Source organism: Candidatus Propionivibrio aalborgensis (genome assembly GCF_900089945.1).
Classification (GTDB): domain Bacteria; phylum Pseudomonadota; class Gammaproteobacteria; order Burkholderiales; family Rhodocyclaceae; genus Propionivibrio; species Propionivibrio aalborgensis.
In genome coordinates, this window is record NZ_FLQY01000077.1 from 1 (window position 1) to 23,261 (window position 23,261).

Genomic DNA, 23,261 nt, shown 5'->3' on the forward strand with positions numbered 1-23,261 from the left:
AACGAAGTCGAACTCGCGAAATACGCACCGGCGCTGATCTACTTTGACGCACAAAACCGCATCTCGCGCCAAGGTAGTTCGATACCAGCGCAAGCGGCCGCCTGAACCGACGCTCCCCGACGTTCCGCTTCTCGCGTAATAAAAAAGCCCTGGCGGGTAGACCGGCCAGGGCTTTTTGTTGGTGAATCGTCTTTAGTGCTTGCTTGCTCCCGATGCTCCGAAGCCCGTCTGACCACGAATGTACTGATCTTCGAACGCTGCAATTTCGGACTTTGCCCTTACGCTCGAATCAGACTTCGAAACGATGAAGGCCAGCAGGAAAGCGATCGGCATGGCGAAAAGCGCCGGCTGGGTATAGGGGAACAGCGGCGCTGGATTGGCCAGCACATCGACCCATACCGACTTGGAAAGCACGACGAAGGTGACGGCGGAAAAGAGGCCGCCATAACCGCCGAAAAGTGCTCCACGTGTGGTCAGGCCTCTCCAGAACATCGAAAGGATGAGCACCGGGAAGTTGGCCGCAGCCGCTACACCGAAGGCCAGGCCGACCATGAATGCGACGTTTTGCTTTTCGAACAGGATACCGAGGATGATGGCCACGACACCGAGACAGATGGTGGCGATCCTCGAAACGCGGATCTCCGAAGCTTCCGTGGCCTTGCCTTTCTTGAACACGTTGGCGTAGAGATCGTGCGAAATCGCCGATGCGCCTGCCAGCGCCAGTCCGGAAACCACAGCAAGGATGGTCGCGAAGGCAACGGCTGCCATGAAGCCGAGCAGCATGTCGCCGCCAACCGCCTTGGCCAAATGCATGGCGACCATGTTGCCACCGCCGATCAGCTTGCCTCCGATCGTACCGCCTTCGAAGAAGTCCGGGTTTTGGCCGACGATCAGAATGGCACAAAGGCCCATCAGGAAAATCACGTTAAAGAAGTAAGCTACGAAGCCGGATGCATAGAGCACCGACTTGCGCGCTTCCTTGGCATCGGTCACGGTGAAGAAACGCATCAGGATGTGTGGCAGGCCGGCGGTACCGAACATCAGACCAAGGCCTAGGGAAATGGCATTGATCGGATTGGACAACAGACCGCCTGGCGTCATCAGCTTGAACCCCAGCGCATGAATCGACGTCGCCTTCTCGACAAGGGTATGAAAAGAGAATCCGAACTGGCTGAAGGCCAGCAGCATGGCCAGCGTGCCGCCAAACAGCAGCATGCAGGCCTTGATGATCTGCACCCAGGTCGTGGCAACCATTCCGCCAAAGGTCACATAGACCATCATCAGGATACCCACGCCAATGATGGCGATGTTGTAGTCGAGTCCGAAGAGCAGTTTGATCAACTGGCCGGCACCTACCATCTGGGCGATCAGGTAGAAACAGACAACGGTCAACGAGGAAATCGCCGCCATGGTCCGCACCTTGCCTTGGTCAAGACGGAAGGCCGTTATGTCGGAAAAGGTGAAGCGCCCGAGATTGCGTAGGCGTTCAGCCATCAGGAAGAGAATGATCGGCCAACCGGCAAAGAAGGAGAGCATATAGAGGTAGCCGTCGAAGCCCTTGCTGTAGACCAGTGCCGTCAAGCCGAGAAGCGTGGCGGCTGACATGTAGTCACCGGCAATGGCCAAGCCGTTTTGGAAACCGGTGATGCCACCGCCGGCCGTATAGAAGTCAGCCGTGGACTTGGTGCGGTTGGACGCCCAGTAGGTGATGCCCATGCTCAGAGCCACAAAGGCGCAGAACATGATGATTGCGTGCCAGTTGGTCGCCTGTTTTTCCATGACGCCTTCTACCGGCGGCCCAGCGTAGGCCAAAGCACAAAAGATGAAGAGTCCTGCTGCGTTGGCAAGTTGAGTCATGCGTCGCATTATTTGACCTCCTTACGGGCTTGCTTGATGACTTCCTGAGTCAGGTTGTCGAATTCGGTATTGGCGCGTCGTACGTAAAGCGCCGAGAGCACCCAGAATAAAACGAAGAGAAAAAGCTCTGCGGCGACCCCCACCGTCAGCATGGAACCATCGCTGACGGGTTGACCGAGGGTGCTTGGATTGTAAGCAACCATCAATACGAAGCCGTAAAACAGGACTAGAACGACAATTGAAAGCGTCCAGGCGAAGCGTCCTCGTTTTGCAACGAGCTCCTGGAATTTCGGATTGACCCGCATCCGCTCATAAATTTCACTGCTCATAGCATTACCCCCCTTTGAAAAAACTGCTGGATGAAACAAAAAGATTGGGGATCATATACGGATTCGCTTAAATATGGAATTGGTAAGTTGTTAATAAGTATTGGATATTTGTTGGCCCATAGCTCCTGTTTTTTCCTCCTGTTCTTGCCCATTACCCCATCTGCAGCCAATTTCGCTAAAATGAGCGGTTGGCGCCACACGACACCGGCCGCGCTTTTCAAAGCAACACAACCTTGTTCCCGTTTCCCAACTATTTCCTCCAGCCAATTTTCAGAAAGAAAGGATCACTTCCCGATGGAACGAATTTTCAATTTCAGCGCCGGGCCGGCCACTCTCCCCCAGGAAGTTCTCGAACTGGCGCGCGACGAGCTTGCCAATTGGCATGGTTGCGGCATGTCGGTCATGGAAATGTCACATCGTGGCAAGGAATACATGGGAATTCAGGCCGAAGCCGAAGCCGATCTTCGTGAACTGATGGGAATTCCGGCCAACTACAAGGTGCTTTTCCTGCAAGGCGGGGCATCCAGTCAGTTCGCCATGGTGCCGATGAATTTGCTGCGCGGCAAAGCGTCCGCCGATTACCTGAACACCGGCGAATGGTCGAAGAAGGCCATCAAGGAAGCGAAGAAATACTGCACGGTCAATGTTGTCGCCTCATCCGAGGACAAGAACTTCTCCTACGCTCCTGCGCAGGAGGCATGGAAACTCGACCCGAATGCGGCCTATGTCCACTACACGCCAAATGAGACGATCGGCGGCGTGGAGATCTTCTGGACTCCGCAGACCCGCGACGTGCCACTGGTCGCCGATATGTCTTCGACCATCCTGTCGCGCCCGATCGACGTGTCGAAGTTTGGCCTGATTTACGCTGGCGCCCAGAAAAACATCGGCCCCGCCGGCCTGACGCTGGTCATTGTGCGTGACGACCTGCTTGGCCAGACCATCAGCGGCACGCCAACCATGTTCGACTACAAGACCCACGCCGAAAACGAGTCGATGTACAACACCCCTCCGACTTATGCCATTTATATTGCCGGACTGGTCTTCAAGATGCTCAAGGCCAAGGGCGGACTGGCGGCCATGGAGAAAGCCAACCGCGCGAAAGCGCAATTGCTTTACGACGCGCTGGATACTTCCAGCTTCTTCAACTCGCCAGTGGCACCCGAGAACCGGTCGCTGATGAACATTCCGTTCACCCTGAAAGATGCAGCATGCGATGACGAATTCCTCAAGGACGCAAAGGGTCGCAGCATGGTGCAACTCAAGGGCCACCGCTCCGTCGGCGGGATGCGCGCATCGATCTACAATGCCATGCCCATCGAAGGCGTTCAGACGTTGGTCAATCTCATGAAGGACTTCGAGAAAAAGCACGGTTAGACGCGCGATGACTGCGATGGGCAAGACCAAGGGTACTCATCGTACTTGCCGTGATTTATCACGCTTCTCTGGATCCAACAGCAAATAGACGAGGAAACACGCATGACCCGCAAAATTCAGACACTCAATGCCATTTCGAAGAAGGGACTCTCGCGGCTACCCGAAAACTATGTCGTCAGCAATGACGGCACCGACCCGGATGCCATTCTGGTGCGCTCCCAGTTGATGCACGAACTGCCTATTCCGTCCAGCGTACTTGCCATCGGCCGCGCTGGCGCCGGCACCAACAATATTCCGATCAAGGCCATGAGTGAACGCGGCGTAGTCGTATTCAACGCGCCGGGCGCCAATGCCAATGCCGTCAAGGAACTGGCCATCGCCGGCATGCTGATCGGAACGCGCAACTTGTACCCGGCGCTTAATTTTGTGAACGGTTTGAAGGGTGACGACGAAGCACTGCACAAGCAGGTCGAGGCCGGCAAGAAACATTTCGTCGGTCATGAGCTGAGCGGCAGCACGCTGGGCATCATTGGTCTGGGTGCGATCGGCTCGATGCTTGCGGAATCGGCCATCCAGCTTGGTATGAACGTCATTGGCTTCGATCCGGATATCACCGTTGACGCGGCCTGGCGCCTACCTGCGCATGTAAAAAAGGCAGCCAGCGTGGATGATCTGGTAAAGCGTGCGGATTTCGTCAGCATACACGTTCCCTTTCTTCCTGCGACCAAGGATTTGATCGATGCCGAGCGCGTCAAGCTGATGAAGAAGGGCTGCATTCTGCTCAACTTTGCCCGTGATGGCATCGTCAATGAGCAGGCCGTACTCGATGGTCTCAACGACGGCAAACTGCATGCCTACGTTTGTGATTTCGCGAGCAACCTGCTACGCCAGCATCCGCGCTTCGTCGCACTGCCGCACCTTGGCGCCTCGACCGAGGAAGCCGAAGAAAACTGCGCCATCATGGTCGCCGACCAAGTGGCCGACTATCTGGAAAACGGCAACATTTTCAATGCCGTGAACTTCCCCAACATCGCCATGCTTCGCGAATCCGGCTATCGGCTGGCCATCGCCAACGCCAATGTGCCGAACATGCTGGGACAGATTTCGACGACACTCGCCGACGCCGGGCTGAACATCCACAACATGGTCAATAAGTCGCGTGGCGATCTCGCTTTCACGCTGGTGGATGTCGAAACGGCTGTGCCGCAAGCCGTCATCGATCAATTGAACGCGATCAGCGGCGTATTGCGTGTGCGTTACCTGCCGTCCTGAAACGTGTCATCAAGGCCGGAAAGGAGAACGAGATGTCTGTCAAACCCATACCCGATGGCTACCACAGCGTCACGCCTTATCTGAGCATCAAAGGGGCCGCTGACGCCATCGAATTCTACAAGCAGGCTTTAGGTGCCAATGAGTTGTTTCGTATGGCTATGCCCAGTGGCGATATCGGACATGCGGAAATCATGATCGGCAATTCGCGCATCATGTTGGCCGACCCGTGTGAAGAGTTCAACTTCCGTAGCCCCAAGGTACTGGGTGGCTCGTCGGTTGGGTTGCACGTGTATGTCGAGGATGTAGACAAGCTTTTTGCCCAGGCGGTCGCAGCAGGTGCGAAAGTTGTAAAACCCCTGCAAGACCAGTTCTATGGCGACCGTGGCGGCACGCTGGAAGACCCGTTCGGACACGTCTGGTTTCTGGCAACGCATAAGGAAGACCTTGCGCCAGAGGAAATCAACAGACGTGCCGAAGCGCTCTTCAAGCAGGGCAATGGGCAAGGCTAGGGGCAGAAGTAGCGCGCCGTCGTTTCGCAGCGTCATGTCTCCAGAATAGAAAAAGCCGTTCAGTGATCACTGAACGGCTTCTCCGGAGGCTTCCAGCCCAAAACGGCTTATCAGCTTCAGGCAACCAGCGGGGAAAGGCTGGTACGCATCTTTTGCATGGCTTTGGTTTCAATCTGGCGAATGCGCTCGGCGGAAACACCGAATTCATCAGCCAACTCATGCAATGTTGCGGGATCATCGCTAAGCCAGCGTTCCTCAACGATCCGGCGACTACGCTCGTCGAGGTCGGAAAGCGCTGCCTGCAATCCCTCGCCCTGAAGATGATCGCGAGCGCGCGATTCAAGCACCTGTGTCGGCTCGCTACGATTGTCCTCAAGGTAAGCAATCGGTGCAAAATCATCCGCGTCGTCCCGACCCGATTCAAGCGCCAGATCACGACCCGAGAGGCGGGTTTCCATCTCGATGACTTCTTCCGGCTTCACGCTGAGCTGATGCGCAACATCGGCCACCTGCGGAGATGTCAAAGACTCACTTCCCGGCTTCATGCTGCGCAGATTGAAAAACAGCTTGCGTTGCGACTTGGTCGTGGCCAATTTGACCATACGCCAGTTTCTCAGCACGTATTCGTGGATTTCGGCCTTGATCCAGTGCATCGCGAAAGACACAAGACGCACACCATGGGCCGGATCAAAACGCCTGACGGCCTTCATCAGACCAATGTTTCCTTCCTGAATCAAATCGGCATGTGGCAGACCGTAGCCGAGGTACCCACGCGCAATCGACACCACCAAACGCAGGTGAGAAAGAACCAACTGGCGTGCCGCCTCGAGATCCTCCTCTTCGCGGAATCGCGTCGCCAGCCGCACCTCTTCCTCCTGCGTCAGAAGCGGGAACTGCCGCGTTGCCTGAATGTAGGCGTCAATATTTCCAACCGAGGAGATCGACGGAAAAACAAGAGCTTGCGTCATTTCAACCCCTCCTTTCAATTGTTCACAAGGTCATTTTAGCACTCAATAGCTGAGAGTGCTAAGAGGGCGAAAAGTTTCTTGTATCGGTTTGTAATTGAAGACGCACAATGAAAGCATGGAACGTTGAGGCATGGGCAACGCATGCACCTTCTGTCTTCCCAAAACGCGAGATTTCTCGCGCTTGGACTGCTGAGTTTGTTGGAGCGATCTTTCTGAACCTGGAACACGAAACGGGGATGGCCAATGTGATCGTGCATGAGCTGCCGGGCTCGCGTGCCGGGCTCGCGTCTGCCTCCCTTGCTGGCCGTGCTACAGTGCGAAGGCGAGGTCGCGTTTCTGATTGCCAAACGACTGGTCGATCACACCGGGTTGCTGGGCAGTCTGCACACAAGCAGCCGGGATTTGTGATGACCTCTGCGCCAGCCCTTATTGAACTGCCCGCCATGACCGCACTCCCCATTCATACCCACACCAAAGCCACTCCAGACTATCTGGCGTCGTTGAACGACGAACAACGCGCTGCCGTCGAATACGACGGACAACGCGGACCGCTGCTGGTGATAGCCGGTGCCGGATCGGGCAAGACCAAGACACTGGCTCACCGCGTCGCCCACTTGGCCGTCCAAGGCGCGGATCCGCAGCGCATCCTGATGCTCACCTTCTCACGTCGCGCGGCGGCCGAGATGTCGCGCCGGGTCGGGCTCATCATCAATCAAGTGAGTAGTGCCCCGGCCGCACAGCGGCCCCCGCAATTTCCATGGGCTGGCACCTTTCACGGGATCGGCGCGCGCCTCCTGCGCGACTACGCGGAACGCATCGGCCTGCATCCGGCTTTCACGATTCATGATCGCTCCGACTCTGAAGACCTGATGGCCATCGTGCGTCACGAGCTGGAATTCAGCACCACGCAACAGCGCTTTCCTACCAAAAGCACTTGCATGGCCATCTACTCGCGCGCCGTCAATAGCGAGCAGCCGCTGGCCGAGGTACTGGCGCAAACCTTTCCGTGGTGCGCCGCATGGGAAGCGGATTTGAAACAGTTGTTCGCCAACTACGTCTTGGCAAAGCAGGCTCAGAACGTCCTCGACTATGACGACCTGCTGCTGTACTGGTCGCAGATGGCCGCCGAGCCGGCCTTCGCCGCCGAGTTGGGCGCCCGTTTCGACCACGTTCTCGTCGACGAATATCAGGACACCAACCGCTTGCAGGCGTCGATCTTGCTGGCCCTGAAACGCGATGGCCGCGGACTGACCGTCGTCGGCGACGATGCACAGTCGATCTACTCGTTTCGAGCCGCCACCGTGCGCAACATCCTCGACTTTCCTCACCATTTCAGTCCGCCAGCCCAAGTCACGACATTGGAACGCAATTACCGCTCGACGCAACCGATTCTGGATGCCTCGAATGCCGTCATCGGTTTGGCGAAAGAGCGATTCACCAAGAATCTATGGACAGATCGCACCGGTTCCGCCAAGCCGCGCTTGGTCACGGTACGGGACGAAGCGGATCAGGCGCGCTATGTCGCAGACCAAGTCCTTGAATGCCGTGAAACCGGCGTGCCGCTCAAATCGCAGGCCGTCCTTTTCCGCACCTCCAGTCACAGCGGCGCGCTGGAACTCGAGCTGACGCGCCGCAATATTCCCTTCGTGAAATTCGGCGGACTGAAGTTCCTCGAAGCGGCACACATCAAGGACGTGTTGTCAGTACTCCGCTGGGCAGAAAATCCACGCAGCCGTCTCGCGGGTTTCCGCGTCTCCACCATGCTGCCCGGAATAGGCCCGGTGACCGCGACGAGGTTGTTGGATGCGATGGACGCAGCGCATGATCCGGTTGTTGCGATGATCGGGTTTACGGTGCCGAGCGCGGCAGCCGGCGATTGGGCGACATTCGTCAAACACTATGTCTCCCTCAATCGTGGCGAATCGGGCTGGCCCGGCGACGTCGACAGCACCGTGCGGTGGTACGAAAGCCATCTTACACGCCGCTACGATGATGCAGTCGCGAGAAAGGGTGATCTCGTCCAGTTACAGCGAATTGCCGCTACCTACGGCACACGCGAACGGTTTCTCACTGAAGTCACGCTTGATCCACCGGAAGCGACCAGCGACGAATCCGGCATACCCCATCGCGACGAGGATTACCTGATCCTGTCCACCATTCATTCGGCCAAGGGGCAAGAGTGGCAATCGGTGTCGGTGCTGAACGTCGTGGATGGCTGTATTCCCTCCGATCTGGCGACGGGTACCTGTGCCGAAATCGAGGAAGAGCGGCGGCTGCTTTACGTGGCGATGACGCGCGCCAAGGATCAATTACAGTTGATTGTGCCGCAACGGTTCTATGTGCATCAGCAGTCCGGCTTCGGTGACCGTCACGTCTATGCGTCGCCCAGCCGGTTCATTTCCAACAAGACAATGCAGTTGTTCGAATCGACCGAATGGCCTCGCCCCGAGACAACTCGCGAGGCGACAGCCGGGAGCCGCTCAACGACGCGCGTCGATCTGGCCGCAAAGTTGAAAACGATGTGGAAGTAATGGATACTCAAAACAACATTGCGCCACCTAGCCGCTTCAAATCGAATCGTACTGCCTGACAGAATATTCTGACCATCATGTGCGGACGCTATGTCACACCGGGCGAAGCCGACATTGAACGCTATTGGCATATTGGCCGTCACAATTGGCGCAGCCCCTTCGCGAATGTCCGGCAAACCCGTTACAACGTCGCCCCGCAACAAGGCAATCCCCGAAGCTACGTGCCGGTGATTCGCGCCAATGAAGATGGAACCCTCGAATTGACCGATATGCAATGGTGGCTGTTGCCATTCTGGTCGAAGGAAACACGCATCAAGTACTCCACCTTCAATGCGCGAGCGGAAGGCGCGGCGACCGCAGCGAGCTTCCGGGAACCCTTCAAACGGCGCCGCTGCCTGATCCCCGCCTTGGGTTGGTATGAGTGGCAGGTACTGCCGAACGGCAAACAACCCTGGTATCTTTATTCCGCGAACAAGGAGCCGCTTGCATTTGCCGGGCTGTGGGATCGCTGGGAGAAAGGCGAGCAGGCAATCGAGTCCTGCACCATCATTGTCGGCGAAGCCAATCCCGCCGTCCGCCAAGTGCACGACAGAATGCCTTTGTTGATTCCCCGTGAGCGTCAGGCGGAATGGATGTCGCGCGAGCTAACCGACGCGGAAGAAGTGAAGAATATCCTTCAGCCCACGGCGTCGGAAGCCATTGCGTTTCATCGGGTCAGCAATCGAGTGGGCAATGCAAAGGACGATGATGTTTCGATGATCGAGCCGCTGGAACGGGAAGGCGCCTAGTTCTTCGCCCGGTTCGGGCGGTTTCTTTCTTGAAGTTTTCACAGCAATCTGGGTAGTGTGCCGACCAATGCGCAAGAGCGTTTGCTGCAGAGAGCAGGCAAGTGGTCACGGTAAGAAGTAGATTGTCGATACCGAACTCCCCGCCCGCGGAGACTTGAACGAACCGCAGTTCGATTACGGTGCTGCCATCGACAAGGCATCCGGAAGCCCGCTCGGCGGCAACATTCAAGGTACTCGACGCACTGTTCGGCTCCGGCGGCGAGAAACTCGACAGTATTCACCCTGAAACCGGCAGCGGTCGAATCGCCCCCCGAACGTCAGAAATTGGTCACCGTTACGCGCACGCTCAAGGCTCGCCCATCCTTGAATCTGGTCGTACCGCCAAGGTACGCTTCGGACGAAGACGCAGCTACGTGACGCAGCTACGATGAAATCGAAATCTGTACGGGGTAACATTGTTAAACGTATGGGTGTTGAACTGTTGCGCGGAGAAATCCCCGGGCCGATGAATGCCTCGAATCCACGTGTTCGACGAGATCTTCATCCAGCGTTACGTACCCGACGTTCCGACCGCACTGAAGCATCGCGCCCTTGAATCGTTTCTGGCGCATTGAACAACTCAGCCAAGGCCAACGCAACGAAGGAATCGAATCGAGGAAACAAACGGGCCGTTACCTGGCGGCTGCAACTCGAGGTCAGCAAATGAAACAAAATGCAAAAGCACTTTATGGCCGATTCGAGAAGACGGTCTGGGGCGTGGCGGAGACGCCGCTTCCGCTCTGGAAGGAGCGCGCCCAGCGAGGCTTGCGCACCGTCTTTATCTTGACACGTGACTTGGTGGGCGGTCAGCTCACGCTACGCGCCATGAGTCTGGTGTACACCACGCTGCTGTCGATCGTACCGTTGCTGGCACTGAGTTTCTCGGTGCTCAAGGCCTTCGGCGTCTATAACCAGATTGAGCCCATGCTTCTGAAGTTCGTCGAGCCACTGGGGGAAAAAGGCGACGAAATCGTGCACCAGATTTCAATATTCATCGAGAAGATGAATGTTGGCGTTCTCGGCGCACTCGGACTGACGCTGCTACTGTACACAGCGATCTCCTTGATGCAGAAGATTGAGGAATCACTCAACTTCATCTGGCACATTCCGCATCCAAGGCCGCTTGCAGATCGTTTCAGCCGCTATCTCAGCGTGCTTCTGGTCGGACCGATTCTGGTGTTCTCGGCACTGGGGATCACCGCATCGGTGATGAACATCGAGACGGTTCGCGACCTGATGGAAATCAACATACTGGGCCAGGCCATGCAGGCGATCAGCCGCTTGACACCGTATTTTCTGGTGACAGTTGCCTTCACTTTCATTTATCTGTTTATCCCGAATAGCCGCGTACGCGTTGTCCCGGCGTTGATCGGCGGCGTGGCGGGTGGTTTCGCCTGGCAAACCGCGGGGTGGGTGTTTGCCGTTTTCATCGCCTCATCGAACAAGTATGCGGCGATCTATTCGAGTCTGGCGATTCTGATCCTGTTCATGATCTGGTTGTATCTGAGCTGGCTGATCCTGCTTTTCGGCGCCAGCGTCGCCTTCTACGCCCAGCACCCGGAGTACCTGTACGCCCGTAGTGGTGAGCCGCGCCTGAGCAACCGCATGCGCGAGCGGCTGGCGCTATCGGTCATGAGCCTGGTTTCTGGCCGATTCCTGGCCGGCGAACCGATGCCTTCGCTGGCGGAATTTACCCGCCTGCTCGGAGTTCCGATGCATTCGCTGCAAATAGTTCTTGTTGCGCTGGAAGGAAACCGGTTCCTCGCGCAAAGCAGCGACGAACCACCGCGATTCTTGCCGTCGCGCGACCCCTCGCTGATCCTGGTGACTCAGGTTCTGGAAACCGTGCGCGCCGCGGGCGAGGAACAATTTCTCTCGCCCGGGAGCCTGCCGGCACCACCGCCCGTAGACGAGTTGCTTAATCAAATCCAGCAGGCCGTCGAGTCGTCGGTCAGCAATATGACCATGCGTGATCTTGCGCTGCAGATTTCCGGGCGGGCTTTGCACGAACCGGTCTTTCCAAAGGACAGCTAAGCTTTAACCCTGGATGGCTTCTTCTTCGGCTTGCGCCCGCGCACCGCAGCTTCAAGCGCAAGACGACCCCAAGGCAGCATTTCGGCGGAAGATTCCATGGCTTCTTCGGGCACCGTCCAGTAGTTCATGGTTTCCGTGCGTCCGTCCTTGTAGGTGACGTGGAAGGGTTCGCCACCCGATTGACGGAATGCTTCGGCGCTGTCTGCGTCAGCCTTCAGGTAAAGCGTTTCGTAGGCGACGATGGCGAAGAAAAGCTCGTCACAGTAGAAACCATAGCCGCCGAACATCGCCTTGACACGGATTGTCCCAAGCGGTGCAAAGAGCTCGCAGGCGTGTTCGACGAGTTCGGGTAGCGGGCGAGCCACAACCGGTATTACCCGAGCTCCAGTCGGCGGCAGATTTCGAGCGTCAGCACCGACTGGTTCATTGAATAGAAATGCAAACCCGGCGCGCCACCAGTAAGTAAGCGCTCGCATAGCTCGGTAACGACGTCAAGGCCGAAAGCACGGATCGACTCGGCATCATCGCCAAACGCTTCGAACTTGCGACGCATCCAGCGCGGAAGTTCGGCGCCGCAGGCGTCGGAGAAACGCGCCAGCTTGGAGAAGTTGGCGATCGGCATGATGCCTGGGATGATCGGGATGTCGACCCCCAGCGCACGGACTTCGTCGACGAAGTGGAAGTAGGCATCGGCGTTGTAGAAGTATTGCGTGATGGCGGAGTTGGCGCCGGCTCTGGCCTTCCTCGCGAACGCGGCGAGATCGTCACGCGGCGAGCGCGCTTGCGGATGCCATTCAGGGTAGGCGGCGACTTCGATGTGGAAATGCTCTCCGATCTCGCTACGGATGAATTCGACAAGTTCGTTGGCGTAGCGGAATTCGCCGGCCTCGGCCATTCCCGAAGGCAGATCGCCGCGCAGGGCAACGATGCGGCGGATCTTGGCGGACTTGTAAGCGTGCAGGATATCCCGGATATTCTCGCGCGTTGAACCGATGCACGAGAGATGCGGCGCCGCTTCGAAACCTTCCACAGCGATCTCCTTGATCACCGAAAACGTTCTGTCGCGGGTCGAACCCCCTGCCCCAAAGGTGACAGAGAAGAACTCCGGTTTGAGGACCGCCAGTTTGCCGCGCACGATGCGCAGCTTGTCGACACCTTCGGGCGTTTGCGGCGGGAAGAATTCAATCGAGAGTTCGGTATGTTTCATGCTGTTCACACTCAAATAGGGCGTCAGTTCTTTTCGGAGACCAGAAGCCCCGTCAGCGCCCACGACACCACACTGTAAACCATCGATCCAAAAACCGCCGGCCAGAAACCGGCGACGACGAAACCTTCAATCAGCGAACCTGCCAGCCAGAACATCAGGCCGTTCAGGACAAAGATGAACAACCCGAGCGTCAAGAGGGTTACGGGCAGCGTCAGCAGCAACAACACCGGCCGCAACAGAGCATTGATCAGCCCCAGCACCAAAGCCATGCCAAGTGCAACGGCGAAACCGTCGACACGAATCGTGGGCAGGATGTAGGGAAGGGCTAGCAAGGCGATGGCATTGATTAGCCAGCTTAGGAGGATGCGAACCATAATCTAGCCAGTTACTGCCGCGGTTCAGTTGCTTGCAGCAATTTCATCGACGAATAGTGCAATTTCTTCCGGAACATGCGCCATTTCCAAAATTCGGTTGGCTAATAGTCCCTTCAGGTCAATATTGATGCGATGGGCGGCTGAGAATCTATCAAGCAAAGCCTTGCCATGAATCCTCCTCAGCAATGCTTTGGTGCGGGTCGCCGGAGTAGCACCGGGGAGATCAAAGGCATCGACGTGAAACAGGTGCTTCGTATAGTCTGCCGCGGCTGCGGCCGGTAGGCCTGCCAACTTCTCTGTCAGAATGCCTGCCTCGACTTCAGTGCGTGTAGCAAAGCGACGGGTATATCCATCAGGCAAGCCCTTTACACGATGCTGATGGCAAACTGCGTTAATTGCCGCGTGAGGGACCAGCGCTTGACAGTGGTCCAATAGTTCGGAATAAACATCCTGCGATTGTCTCGCTGGTTGCATCTTTATCTCAGCGCGACAATGTTCCAGCGCGTCGCCGTCGGCAAGATAGTTCTCAATCTCCCAGAAGCAGAGCGCTTTTATCTCCGCGCCAAACGGTTTTGAGTTCTCGTACGCCACATCACTAGTCTCGTTAACTACAGCCCACATGTCTACGCTCATGACCGCATCGCGATCAACTATTCCCCATGCGGCGTTACCTGTCTTTCGCTCGTCAGCAACGGCCTTAATAACTGCCGAGCAACCGGCAAAGCTGCATTGATGTGATGCAGGCCTGAACTCGACGTGGGATAGGCGATCCTTGAACCAACACTCGCCAAACACGTAACTATCTTCTTCGGATTCGACGTAAATTACCGGAACCCCTCCGTAACGCGCAGACAGTCGATCTGGCGCACCCAAGCCAGGTTGATTCTTAACCGCCCCCATCAATTTTCTCCCGCCACTTGATCCCTGTTGCGTGCCAATTCCTTGGCGACGGCTTCTCCTGCAATTGCCTCCGCCCGCTCCTCTTCCTCTGCGGTTTCAATGATGTAAGCGCCCTTACGCAAATTCTCCTCAACAACATTGAGTGCGAACGCTTTCATCATTCGCTCCGAATGGGTTGCCATATACACGTTGAAATTGGGGAAATGCGACTTGGCGAGGTTCAGAAGAGCAAACAGAGTTTCATACTGCCAGTTGCGGTGTAGATGAACCTCTGGTTCATCTATCAACAGAATAGTGTTTCGGGTCATGTGTGCCCCTAGGCGCAAGTAAAGCTGTACCAAGCTTTTCTCTCCGCTGGATAGCCGATCTAACCTATGCTCCAGTCCCTCCGCTTCAATGATCGCCTCCGGAGGCTCTTTGCGCACACCTTTAAGTTTCTTCCCGGCGAAAAGCTTCCTGTCGCCAACTTTGAATACCCGCTCATTGATCGCGGCGACAGCGTCTTCAAAGCGGCCATCGTCCATCCATTTCAGCCAGACCAGCAAGTTGTCCAGCGAATCCCGCCACTCGCGACCTTCTACGTCGAAAATATGGACTGGCCGATAATTCCAGTCGCGTGGGGCAACGATAGCCCGGTCTTCGGTCGGCATACGGATGATATTGCGATAAGCGGAAAAGTAGATTAGCGTCGGTAAAGTTAGTTCATCGCCCTCGAAGCCCGACAGACGGGCTCCAATGCTGGTTTCGATAAGAATGTTGAAGTCCTGCACCCATTCGTCGGCACGGCCAACCATGCTATAGCGACCAAAGGCGTTGCGCACGAAACCAAACCTACACCAGCGCGTGGCACCGTACTTTCTGATATCGGATGCCCCCCAAGGCTTCAAAGAAACTTCTTCACCCATGAAGCCCGCGACGAGCGAAAGGATTACGGTTTCCTTACGCCCGCCACGATTTACGGTTAGCCGAATATCCCATTGGGCGCGACCTTGCTCGCGGTCGAATGCCTCAAAGCCGAGAGCAGAACACTCTGTCTTGCCAAGCATATTCATCATGGCGGCAAGCATTTCCATGACTGTCGTCTTGCCGCGGCCATTCTTGGAAATCATCAGGTACGCATTGCACGGCTCGTCATTGGCATCGGTGAAATCGAATTCCTCCATCCGCTCCTGAAATGGGCCAACCCGGTCCACCGTGAGGAGCAGGGAAGAAAATTCCTCGATGAGTATGTTCATCATTGGTTAGCCCTCCTTGTGTAAGCGTCTCAGGAAGCTTGTTACATCGTCCGGCCGGATGTTGAAACCATGCGCTCGTACAACTTTGTCACCTAGCCATTTCACCAACATGTCGCCCTTGCCGAGCAGTTTCTCTGCACCTCCTTCATCAAGGACGATGCGCGAATCGGTGGCCTTCTGAACAGTCAAGGCGATGCGCGATGGGATGTTTGCTCTCAGCAGACCGCTGAATGTGGCCGCATCCGGACGCTGGGTGGCAAGCACCAGATGGATGCCAGCGGCGCGGGCTTTCTGGGCGAGACGAACCAAGGGGTCTTCCGCATCTGGTGCTTGAGCGATCAGGTCCGCAAGTTCCTCTACAACGACGACGATCCGGGGCGGGGCGGACTCTCCCAAATCCCGCCATTCCCTTGCGCCGCGACTTGCCAACAGTTTCTCTCGCGCTTCCATCTCCTTCAAAAGACCTTTCAATGAACGGGTCGCCTCAACGCCATCGGTAACGACGGGAGCCAGCAGGCGCGGCGAACTCTGATATGGTGTGAACTCTACTCGCTTGGGGTCAATAAGCAGCAAGCGCAAAACCGCTGGACTGCGAGTGGTTAGAAGAGACAGGAGCAGCGCGTGAAGGCAAACGCTCTTGCCGCTCCCAGTGGTGCCGGCAACTAAGACGTGAGGTGCATCGACAAGATCGCGCGTAACCGGCTCACCTTCGATATCGACGCCCAACAACAGTGGCAACCCCGCCGTGGGCGCGGCCCAACTGCCAAACAATTCCGTGCCCACATTCTTCCACTCCTGCGGAGGGCGGGGAACATCCAGCCAGACTGTCTTCGGTTCCCCGGCAGGTGCAAGGAATACCCCCGCATCCTTAAGGCCAAGGGTGAAGGCCAGATCATCTAGTTTTCGTTCGAGCCGGCCATAATCTTCGGCATCGGCAAGGCGTACCGTGTGACGCGTGACGCGGGGGCCTTCGCGGCTTTCGGCAATCTCCGCAGTCAGCCCAAATTCTTCAAAGGCCTGAGCCAAACCCTTAGCACTGTCAAGGTTACCCGGTTCGTGGGTTTTTCCATGTGCGCTGAAAAATTCCTGGTATAGGAATTCGTGAAAGTCATGGGATTCCCTCCATGAAGTCTGAATTTCTCGGAGACCACGTCGAATATGCCGTTGCAACAGCCGCGTGAATATCGCCTCGTTCTCGTCGCCGAACAAATCCTGCTGGTGGTAGACCGAAAGCAAGGCTCGGAATGCATCCACAAAACCCTCTGGCTCCTTCTGGCTACGCCCGGTCAGCACTTCAAGCGTGTACTCGCCATCCCTGCCACCTTCCAGATCGTCAAAATCCTCTGCTGGCGAGGATGGCAGCTTGAGGGACAAAGCCAAGGACATACGCAACACCGTCCATTTGTGCCCCTGAGCCAGAAAACCCTTGCGTAATACCAGTGAGATGGTGTCCTCGTCACTGCGGGAGGTGTATACCTTGGCCATCAGTAGTAACCCCCAAGTTCGACACGAGTGTGATCGCCTTCGGGATTGACCAAGCGGTACTCTCGATATACATGGGGCTTTAGTAGGGCGTACTTCTCACGATCCAGTTCTGAATCGGTGGGTAGCACTATTACTTGTGGCCCTGCCTTCGGGTAGTAGCGGGTAATGAGATTTTCCTGATGCTGTCGGTCGATGCGGGCCAAGGGGGTATCCACCACCACCGGAGCCTCCTTGCCGGATACATCTTTCAATCCCCATAGCAATGCTTGGGCTACCAATTGCTTCATACCTGCCGAAAGATTTCCCATCCCGACTGCCTGGCCGCTGCCATCGACGTAGTGTAGGGAAAAGTCCTCCTTGACCCGGATATGCTGTATCAAGGTATGGGAAGTCATCAGTTCGCTGAATCGGCTATTGATGGCAACTTCGATATCGCTGCGCCGTCTTGCTTTCAGTAGGCTTCGGTAAGCTGCTAAAGCTTGTTGGAGTCGCTGGCCGATGCCGAGTTTGCCCCGGGCCGCATTGGCGCCCACCAACTTTCTTTCTTCAACCCGGCAAGTGTCGCGCTTGGCTCCCAACTCGCGGTTCAGATTGCGTTCCTGTTCAGAATATCCGCCGAGACGCTTATGCAGTTCCTCAATCTTGGTGTTCAGGGTGCCGCGTTCTGCCAATCGCTCTTCAAACAACTGCCGCTCTTGGGGCGCCAGGTTAGAGACATCATTGCGCTTCCGCTCGATTTCGGCGAGGTCGGACTTGAGGCGCCGAATATCCGCCAGATCGCTTGCCCACCGAGCACGTTTTCGTTCGTCATGAGCGTACTCATCCGCCACCCTAAGCAGTGCCTCAGCGCGCATGGGGGCCAAATGGAACAATCCAGAAGCCATATCTTCCGCATCGGGGCGATAACTGTCTAGTACACGGGCTAGTTTGCGCCGCAGAAACTCCTCCTGATCGAGTGTCAGCGGTGGCACCGGAAGTGGCGGATCGTCAAACAGCCTTTCTGGCAAAGCGCTAAAGACTCTGGTCAATTCATCCTTTAAGCGCCGATTGGGATGCGCGGCGATTTTCTCCAGTTCGTGTGCCGCTTCGCCCATCAGCGATGAATGCAAGACTAATGGCGCATCTCGGGTAAAGGACTCGAAAAAAACGAGCGAACGTTCTTCCAAGCGCCCGACCAAACCTTCCCGTTTGGTCGCCAACTGCGCTTCTTCACTTTGCAATGCAAATTGGCGCCGTGCTTGGAGTGCGGCATCGAGCCGCTTCACCGAATACTCTGCCTCGGCGATCTCAGCATCCACACTTTTGCTATCCGCATCCAGTCCAGCAATCTTCTCTTCGAGCGCTTGGATTTCATGATGCAACGAGTTGATCCGGTGCTGGCTTGCGTCATTCGACTCACGGCGCCAAGCGGTAAGGTTGCGGCTCAGATATTCGTCGACTACGTCTATGTCGGCCAAGTCCAACAGCTGCTCGATTTGCTGCAACTGACCTTCCCGGTTGGCCTCGGCGATCTGTTGCACCCGTTCGCCGTCATAAATAAAAAATGGCATTACGGCTTCAGGCAGTCTTTCTTGGATGAACGCGCGCGCCTCGCCTTCCACATCGCCGTTTGCGTCTTCAAGCGGGTCGCCAAAGCTGGGCGTTACTCGAAGGACTTCTTGTATGTCACCTTTTTCGACCAGCCACCTGCGTTCGACGCTCACGGTGCCAGCTTCTTCGCGCCAGACTAGGGAAACGCCGAATTCTTTCTCTCCGGCAGTACGCGCCTGACGGTTGAAGATGCCAATCCATTCGTCGCCCATGCCCAGCAGATAATGGTCGCGCTTGAACTCGCGCCCGACGTGGATGGTCCTTCTCAACTCATCCGATACGCCGGTGAGCAGGAGTTTGAGGCTATTTAGAAAGCTCGTCTTGCCGTAGCCGTTGCGACCCCAAATCAGGAGTACGTTGCGCCCATCGTCTGATGGACGAAGATCGAAATCCCAAGCACCGCGATACGAAAACAAGTTTTGGATGCAGAAGCGTTCAAGAATCATGCTTGCGTCGTCTGCTCAACCTGTTGCGCAGCCTTTTTGATCAAGTCACCGACAGCGCGTTCAAATCGACTTTTCGCGCCCCACTTGTCCAAGGAAGGGAAATCCCGGCGGCGTATTTCAAGCAGCTCTCGCATCAAGTCGGGGTTTAAACCAGACTCGACTGCAGCCTGTTCCAGCAGCTCATCTTCAGGGTGGGTAGTTTCTTGTGGGTTTCCCGGCATGGCGATATCTCTCCCATACTTGGTGGCTACGTCGTGCACCGAATTACCTTGGAAATCGAAATCCCTCGACCATTCATGCTGAATGTATACCAATTCCGCCTCGCTTACGAGGGGTAGCCCGACTTGCTTCTCCAATGCCAGCAGGGCCTCAAGGATTTCCTGTCGCGCGGCGGGAAGGAAGGGGCCAGGTCCGGCATTCCCATTTCGTTTCACTTCGCTGCGATAACCGGGCTTGTCGCGCAACTCGATCAACCAATCACGAAAATCGACTAGTGGCTGCAGATGCTCCTCGCCAGAGCGGATGAAACCTTGCAACGACTTATCTTCTTTGACCACTGTGCAGGTCCAGCAACCAAAACGACTGCCACCGCAAGATGGTGTATTGAGATCGAAGATAACGGGGCACTCACCACCGCTAGCTTGACGATAAAGAGAAAAGAGATAGCTATGGTTGCCTCCCCACGGGCAGGGATTGTCCGACAAGTACTCCCATACATCGTCGTTGCTCCAGCTCGCAATGGGTGTGGCTACCAGAGCATTCGGAATTTCGTGATGGGGGTTTAGTCCCCGGCTGTTGATCTCGCGTGCCTGCATGGCACGCCCACGCTGCGAACTCTCGGAGATGCGAGTTCCCAACAGCAGAATAACGCTGCCGTGATTGTGTGTAATGTTCTCAATGGCACGGCGCGATGGCTTGATCTTCATGTTGCTGGTGCACCAGCGAAACCAGCGCGAGGGTGGTGGGTACCCTTTGCCGATAAGTTTGCCCCAGTAGCTCTCTGCTGGTGTGGGGCGGACGAGTATCGTCGAAATCGGTATCTGCAGCGCTGTCGCTGCCCGTTGGATGGTATCCATTGCGGCAGTGACATATGCCGCAACGTTGGGAGCTTCAACTTGCGTATCCGAGGACAAAACAAAAATAGGCTTTGTCGCCCGCTTGCCAAGACCAAGCAGCATATTGAAAACAAGCTGTAGAACTAGCGTGGAATCCTTTCCCCCAGAAAAAGCAACTACCCAAGGACGGTCGTCGGCAAGGTATTGCGACTCCAAAGATGCTTGCACCGAGTCAATCATTGATTGCATCGAGGATGGACTGACTACCAATTGCTCTGAACTCATAGAGTATCCGCCGATGGAGATCATGAATGGAATGGAGCCGAGGGTATCGACTCCATTCACGTTTTGCAATGTCTAGTAGCGGTACTGCTCCGCCTTGTACGGACCCGCCTTGGGAACGCCGATATACGCGGCCTGCTGGTCGGTCAATTCACTAAGCTGGGCGTTGAGCTTCTTCAACTGCAGGCGCGCGACCTTTTCATCGAGGTGCTTGGGCAGCGTATAGACTCCGACCGGGTAATCGGCATTGCGCGTAAATAATTCGATCTGGGCGATCGTCTGATTGGCGAACGACGAGCTCATGACATAGGAAGGGTGGCCCGTGCCGCAGCCGAGGTTAACCAGACGCCCTTTGGCGAGCAGGATGATGCGTTTGCCATCGGGGAAGATAATGTGGTCGACCTGTGGCTTGATTTCTTCCCACGTGTACTTCTCGACCGAAGCGACATCGATTTCGTTGTCGAAGTGACCGATATTGCAGACGATGGCCTGGTCCTTCATTGCCGCCATGTGCTCATGGGTGATGACGTGATAGTTGCCGGTGCAGGTCACGAAAATGTCTGCCTTGTCGGCAGCGTATTCCATCGTTACCACGCGATAACCTTCCATCGCCGCCTGCAACGCACAGATCGGATCGATTTCAGTCACCCAAACCTGCGCCGACAGCGCACGCATGGCTTGCGCCGAGCCCTTGCCGACGTCGCCGTAACCGGCGATCAGCGCTACCTTGCCGGCGATCATCACGTCGGTCGCGCGCTTGATGCCATCGACCAACGATTCCCGGCAGCCATACAGGTTGTCGAACTTGGACTTGGTAACCGAATCGTTCACGTTGATCGCCGGGAACTGGAGGTCACCGCGCTCGTGCATCTGGTACAGGCGATGAACGCCGGTGGTGGTTTCTTCGGTCACTCCCTTGACCGCAGCCAGACGCACCGAGTACCAGGTCGGGTCGGTGGACAGTTTTGCTTTGATCGCGGCGAAGAGGATGGTCTCTTCTTCCGATGTCGGCTTGGCGAGAACCGAGATGTCCTTTTCGGCACGCGCTCCGAGGTGCAGCAGCAGGGTTGCGTCGCCGCCGTCATCGAGGATCATGTTCGAATACGCAGCATCGCCCCACTCGAAAATCCGGTGCGTGTAGTCCCAGTAGTCGGACAGTGACTCGCCCTTGACGGCGAACACCGGAACGCCAACGGCTGCGATGGCGGCCGCAGCATGGTCCTGCGTCGAGAAGATGTTGCACGAGGCCCAGCGCACATTGGCGCCAAGCGCCGTCAGCGTCTCGATCAGCACGGCAGTCTGGATCGTCATGTGCAGCGAGCCGGTAATGCGCGCCCCTTTGAGCGGCTGGGCGGCGGCGAATTCCTCGCGGATCGCCATCAGACCCGGCATTTCGGTTTCGGCGATGCGGATTTCCTTGCGGCCCCAATCGGCGAGCCCAAGGTCGGCAATAACGTAGTCGTTGAAATTTTCAGCCACGGCAGAACTCCATGATAAGAGTGGCCGGAAGGGGAAAGACGTCGCGTAGCGCGGCGGTGTGCCGATGTACTGCGGATCAGGCTCACCCGACTTCCCGTGCCCGGCACGGATTGGTTGGATGAGCGCCGTTTAAGGTTCCGAGCCTGAAACTGTCAAGCGACAGTTTTGCAGCGCTCCTCGGACAAGGGATTAATTATACGTAAATATTTCCGAGTGCGGAAGGCTTACCAGGGCGAGCCGGACAGCCCCGACCAGAGTTCATTCAGATCCGGGAAGTTCCATTGGGCCGGGTCCTCGCGGCTGACGATCTTTTCAGGACAATTCGCGCGTGAGAGGTCGACGATTTCCGGCTTGATGCGGGCATTGGAGCGAGTTGAAAAGAATACCTTTATGCGCGGGGTCAACAGCGATTTCTCGGCCTGTTCGACCACAATACCCAAGCGTCCGGAATTGAGTTTGACCAGCGAGCCCACCGGATAAATCCCGAGGCTCTTGACAAAGGCCTGGAATACCGTCGGATCAAAATGTCCCTTGGCCCACTCGGCCATCTTGCGCAAGGATTCGGCCGGATCCCAACCGGCCTTGTAGGGGCGGTTTGAAGTAATCGCGTCGTACACATCGCAAACCGCACCCATCTTGGCGTAGAGGCTGATTTCGCTGTCCTTGAGACGCTTCGGGTACCCCGAACCGTCCGTCTTTTCGTGGTGATGAAGTACCACGTCGAGCGCCATTTCGTCGGCGCCGGTGCTGCCCAGCAGCAGTTTGTGCCCCTCTTCCGGGTGCGTTTTGATGATGGCAAATTCCTCGTCGGTCAGCTTGCCCGGTTTGTTGAGCACGTCCATCGGCATCAGTGCCTTTCCGAGATCATGCAACAACCCGGCGATGCCCGCCGATCGCGTCAGTTTCTCATCGAGCTTGAGCTGCTTGGACAACGCAATCATCAGCGCACACACGGCCACCGAGTGCATATAGGTGTAGTCATCCGCGGTTTTCAAACGCGCCAGGCTGATCAGGGCGCCAGGATTGCGGCTGATCGAGTCGGAGATTTCCTCGACCAGCTTTTGCGCGCCATCGGTGTCGACGGCCTTGCCCATGCGCGCTTCCTGAAACATCGAGGCGACGGCGCGTTTCGATTGGGCACAGATTTTTGCGGCACGGGCAAATTCGACGGAAGCCGGAACGGCAGCCGTTTGGCGTTGTTCCTGTGCGGCGATCTTCAGCTCGGCTTCAACCTGCACATCCGATTCGGCTTCCGAGATGGCAGTTTCACCCGCTTCGACATCCAGCCCCTTCGAGCTGTCGATCCAGACCTCCTTGATGCTGCTGGCCAGTATGCTCTCGATGTCTTTCGGATCGGTAATGACGAAAGCGCTACGCCAGAAAGGATGCTCCATCCACGAGCCGCAAAACTCCTTGAGGTGCATCCCTACGACAAGTTGCTTGACACTGATTTTCTTTAGCATGGTTTATTGTGTTGGCACGTGTCACACGTCCTGTGACGTCA

21 protein-coding genes and 1 riboswitch are annotated in these 23,261 nt (G+C 56.4%); of the genes, 8 read left to right on the forward strand and 13 right to left on the reverse strand.

All coding sequences use genetic code 11. The annotated features are described in order from the left end of the window. Positions 1 to 192: 192 nt before the first annotated feature. On the reverse strand, positions 193 to 1,866 hold the full coding sequence (locus PROAA_RS04965) for a cation acetate symporter (protein WP_186410283.1): 1,674 nt from the start codon (positions 1,864 to 1,866) through the stop codon (positions 193 to 195). Then, a complete protein-coding gene (locus PROAA_RS04970; RefSeq protein WP_186409597.1) occupies positions 1,866 to 2,186 on the reverse strand; it encodes a DUF485 domain-containing protein in 321 nt (106 codons plus the stop codon). Before PROAA_RS04970 ends, PROAA_RS04965 begins: the two co-directional genes overlap by 1 nt. A 294-nt stretch (positions 2,187 to 2,480) precedes the next feature. Here PROAA_RS04970 and serC point away from each other — a divergent pair, with 294 nt between their 5' ends. From serC to PROAA_RS04985, 3 genes are all read left to right on the forward strand, one after another. Next, entirely contained in the window at positions 2,481 to 3,563 is a 1,083-nt protein-coding gene (gene serC, locus PROAA_RS04975) for a 3-phosphoserine/phosphohydroxythreonine transaminase (RefSeq protein WP_186410284.1), read from the forward strand. Between the two features lie 102 nt (positions 3,564 to 3,665). Then, the gene (locus PROAA_RS04980; protein WP_186410285.1) at positions 3,666 to 4,835 is read left to right on the forward strand and encodes a phosphoglycerate dehydrogenase; all 1,170 of its coding nucleotides are present in this window, start codon (positions 3,666 to 3,668) and stop codon (positions 4,833 to 4,835) included. 32 nt (positions 4,836 to 4,867) lie between these two features. Then, complete coding sequence (locus PROAA_RS04985) at positions 4,868 to 5,344, forward strand: VOC family protein (RefSeq protein WP_186410286.1); 477 nt, start codon at positions 4,868 to 4,870, stop codon at positions 5,342 to 5,344. Positions 5,345 to 5,460: 116 nt separating this feature from the next. On the opposite strand, the gene rpoH is transcribed toward PROAA_RS04985, so the two are convergent. Continuing rightward, complete coding sequence (rpoH, locus tag PROAA_RS04990; RefSeq protein ID WP_186410287.1) at positions 5,461 to 6,312, reverse strand: RNA polymerase sigma factor RpoH; 852 nt, start codon at positions 6,310 to 6,312, stop codon at positions 5,461 to 5,463. Positions 6,313 to 6,567: 255 nt separating this feature from the next. Here rpoH and PROAA_RS04995 point away from each other — a divergent pair, with 255 nt between their 5' ends. The 5 genes from PROAA_RS04995 (at position 6,568) to PROAA_RS05015 (ending at position 11,704) form a co-directional block, all read left to right on the forward strand. Continuing rightward, positions 6,568 to 6,720, forward strand: a complete 153-nt coding sequence (locus PROAA_RS04995) for a hypothetical protein (protein ID WP_222102109.1) — start codon at positions 6,568 to 6,570, stop codon at positions 6,718 to 6,720. A 35-nt stretch (positions 6,721 to 6,755) separates the two neighbouring features. Beyond that, complete coding sequence (locus tag PROAA_RS05000; RefSeq protein WP_186410288.1) at positions 6,756 to 8,843, forward strand: ATP-dependent helicase; 2,088 nt, start codon at positions 6,756 to 6,758, stop codon at positions 8,841 to 8,843. A 77-nt stretch (positions 8,844 to 8,920) separates the two neighbouring features. Continuing rightward, a complete protein-coding gene (locus tag PROAA_RS05005; RefSeq protein WP_186410289.1) occupies positions 8,921 to 9,631 on the forward strand; it encodes an SOS response-associated peptidase in 711 nt (236 codons plus the stop codon). A 179-nt stretch (positions 9,632 to 9,810) separates the two neighbouring features. After that, entirely contained in the window at positions 9,811 to 10,062 is a 252-nt protein-coding gene (locus PROAA_RS05010) for a hypothetical protein (RefSeq protein ID WP_186410290.1), read from the forward strand. 271 nt (positions 10,063 to 10,333) lie between these two features. Next, positions 10,334 to 11,704, forward strand: a complete 1,371-nt coding sequence (locus PROAA_RS05015; RefSeq protein WP_186410291.1) for a YihY/virulence factor BrkB family protein — start codon at positions 10,334 to 10,336, stop codon at positions 11,702 to 11,704. On the opposite strand, the gene PROAA_RS05020 is transcribed toward PROAA_RS05015, so the two are convergent. From PROAA_RS05020 to PROAA_RS05065, 10 genes are all read right to left on the reverse strand, one after another. Next, positions 11,701 to 12,069, reverse strand: coding sequence for a TfoX/Sxy family protein (locus PROAA_RS05020; RefSeq protein WP_245664169.1), 369 nt, complete (start codon positions 12,067 to 12,069; stop codon positions 11,701 to 11,703). The two genes, PROAA_RS05015 and PROAA_RS05020, sit on opposite strands and share 4 nt — an antisense overlap. 8 nt (positions 12,070 to 12,077) lie before the next feature. Continuing rightward, a complete protein-coding gene (metF, locus tag PROAA_RS05025; protein WP_186410293.1) occupies positions 12,078 to 12,911 on the reverse strand; it encodes a methylenetetrahydrofolate reductase [NAD(P)H] in 834 nt (277 codons plus the stop codon). Positions 12,912 to 12,934: 23 nt separating this feature from the next. Further along, the gene (locus PROAA_RS05030; RefSeq protein ID WP_186410294.1) at positions 12,935 to 13,285 is read right to left on the reverse strand and encodes a phage holin family protein; all 351 of its coding nucleotides are present in this window, start codon (positions 13,283 to 13,285) and stop codon (positions 12,935 to 12,937) included. 24 nt (positions 13,286 to 13,309) lie between these two features. After that, on the reverse strand, positions 13,310 to 14,185 hold the full coding sequence (locus PROAA_RS05035; protein ID WP_186410295.1) for a hypothetical protein: 876 nt from the start codon (positions 14,183 to 14,185) through the stop codon (positions 13,310 to 13,312). Continuing rightward, positions 14,185 to 15,420: an AAA family ATPase gene (locus PROAA_RS05040; protein WP_186410296.1), complete on the reverse strand. Its 1,236-nt coding sequence runs from the start codon at positions 15,418 to 15,420 to the stop codon at positions 14,185 to 14,187. The genes PROAA_RS05035 and PROAA_RS05040 overlap by 1 nt, the downstream gene beginning before the upstream one ends. A gap of 6 nt (positions 15,421 to 15,426) precedes the next feature. Continuing rightward, the gene (locus PROAA_RS05045) at positions 15,427 to 16,905 is read right to left on the reverse strand and encodes a DNA translocase FtsK (RefSeq protein ID WP_186410297.1); all 1,479 of its coding nucleotides are present in this window, start codon (positions 16,903 to 16,905) and stop codon (positions 15,427 to 15,429) included. Then, entirely contained in the window at positions 16,905 to 18,941 is a 2,037-nt protein-coding gene (gene dndD, locus PROAA_RS05050) for a DNA sulfur modification protein DndD (RefSeq protein ID WP_186410298.1), read from the reverse strand. The genes PROAA_RS05045 and dndD overlap by 1 nt, the downstream gene beginning before the upstream one ends. Then, positions 18,938 to 20,281 carry a DNA phosphorothioation system sulfurtransferase DndC gene (gene dndC, locus PROAA_RS05055; RefSeq protein WP_186410299.1) on the reverse strand — a complete coding sequence of 448 codons (1,344 nt, stop codon included), beginning with the start codon at positions 20,279 to 20,281 and terminating at the stop codon, positions 18,938 to 18,940. The genes dndD and dndC overlap by 4 nt, the downstream gene beginning before the upstream one ends. 72 nt (positions 20,282 to 20,353) lie before the next feature. Beyond that, complete coding sequence (gene ahcY / locus PROAA_RS05060) at positions 20,354 to 21,757, reverse strand: adenosylhomocysteinase (RefSeq protein ID WP_186410300.1); 1,404 nt, start codon at positions 21,755 to 21,757, stop codon at positions 20,354 to 20,356. 113 nt (positions 21,758 to 21,870) lie between these two features. Continuing rightward, a riboswitch (S-adenosyl-L-homocysteine riboswitch) is annotated at positions 21,871 to 21,942 on the reverse strand. Between the two features lie 39 nt (positions 21,943 to 21,981). Beyond that, positions 21,982 to 23,220: an HD-GYP domain-containing protein gene (locus tag PROAA_RS05065; protein WP_186410301.1), complete on the reverse strand. Its 1,239-nt coding sequence runs from the start codon at positions 23,218 to 23,220 to the stop codon at positions 21,982 to 21,984. Positions 23,221 to 23,261: the final 41 nt, after the last annotated feature.